The sequence below is a fragment of the Saccharomonospora iraqiensis subsp. paurometabolica YIM 90007 genome (assembly GCF_000231035.2).
Classification (GTDB): domain Bacteria; phylum Actinomycetota; class Actinomycetes; order Mycobacteriales; family Pseudonocardiaceae; genus Saccharomonospora; species Saccharomonospora paurometabolica.
The window spans coordinates 13,840-15,094 of the sequence record NZ_KI912220.1 but is presented as its reverse complement, the minus strand read 5'-3'; the positions used below and the strand labels follow the sequence as shown (position 1 = coordinate 15,094).

1 pseudogene is annotated in these 1,255 nt (G+C 76.4%); it reads left to right on the top strand.

From position 1 onward, the window contains the following. Positions 1-31: 31 nt before the first annotated feature. Positions 32-1,255: pseudogene (locus SACPADRAFT_RS32495) on the top strand (hypothetical protein); the annotation flags it as partial.

The following is a 1,255-nucleotide window of genomic DNA, read 5'->3' as shown; positions in this document are numbered from 1 at the left end:
GGACACCGGCCACGACGGCGACCGCGGGCCCGTGGACCCGGGCACGGGCCACGCCGAGCAGGCCGGAGTGGGCATGGACACCGCGGGCGCAGGCGCGGGGGACGCCGAGCGCACCCGCATCGCGTACCCGGTCCGCGTCGACGACCGGCCCGACGACGACCACACCGAGGACGACCACACCGAGGACGAACGGTTCGGCGAAGACCGGTTCGGCGACGACCGGTTCGGCGACGCGCGGTTCGGGGATGCCCACGCCGGGGGCGACCGGGGCGCTGCGGACCTCCCCGACGGCGACGCGCCGGGTGACCGGGACGAGGCCGGCCGGGGAGTCAACGGGCACGTCGGCCCGCCGCCGGGCGCCGGGACCGCGGGGGAGGACGCCCCCACCCGGTTCACGCCCGCGCCGGTGCTCGACGACGGTCCCCCCACAACCCTCACACCGGCACAACCCGACCTGATGTCCCACCAGCGCACCGACGAGCAGCCGCTGCCGCTCACGGAGTACGCCCCCGGACACGAGGCCACGGGGCAGGGAGCGGACCGTGCGCACCTCGCCCCCACGGGATACCTCTCCCCCGACGGCACGGGCGACCGGGGTGACGGCGCCGACCACGCCGGGTTCGCCGATCCTGCCGGGTTCGCCGACCACGCGGGACGCCCCGGCGACGACGGGTACGGCAACGCCTACACCGACGGCTACGCGGACGACGGCCACGGCGGCACCGGGTACGACCGCACCGGGTACGCCGGGGGCGGTTACCACGACGGTGACCACGACGGCGGCGGATACGACAGGGACGGCTACGACAGGGACGGCTACGACAGGGACGGCTACGACGACGGTGGACCGCCCACCGAGTACGCCGACGGGCCGCTCGTCCACGACGATCCGGTGCTGGACGACCTGCGCGACCGGCTCGACGAGCTCGGCATCCCGCGGGGTGCGTACCGGATCGGCGGGTCCCTGGACCGGGGCTGGGCGCTGGAGGAGGTTTCCGGCGGCTGGCGGGTCGGCTGGTACGACGACGGGCTGAAGAGCCCGGCGATGTTCGGCGACGCCGGGGACGCCGCCGCGTTCATGCTCGGCAAGCTGCTCCTCGTGCCGGACGGCTCCCCGCCGTCCACGCCGGAGGAGGGCGCCGGGACGACGGCCGGATCGATTCCCACGCCGAAGGAGGCTCCGCCGCAGCCCGCCGGCACCCCGCGTCCCACGCCGACGCCGCAGGCGCCGGGAGGACTGCCGCCGTACTCCCCG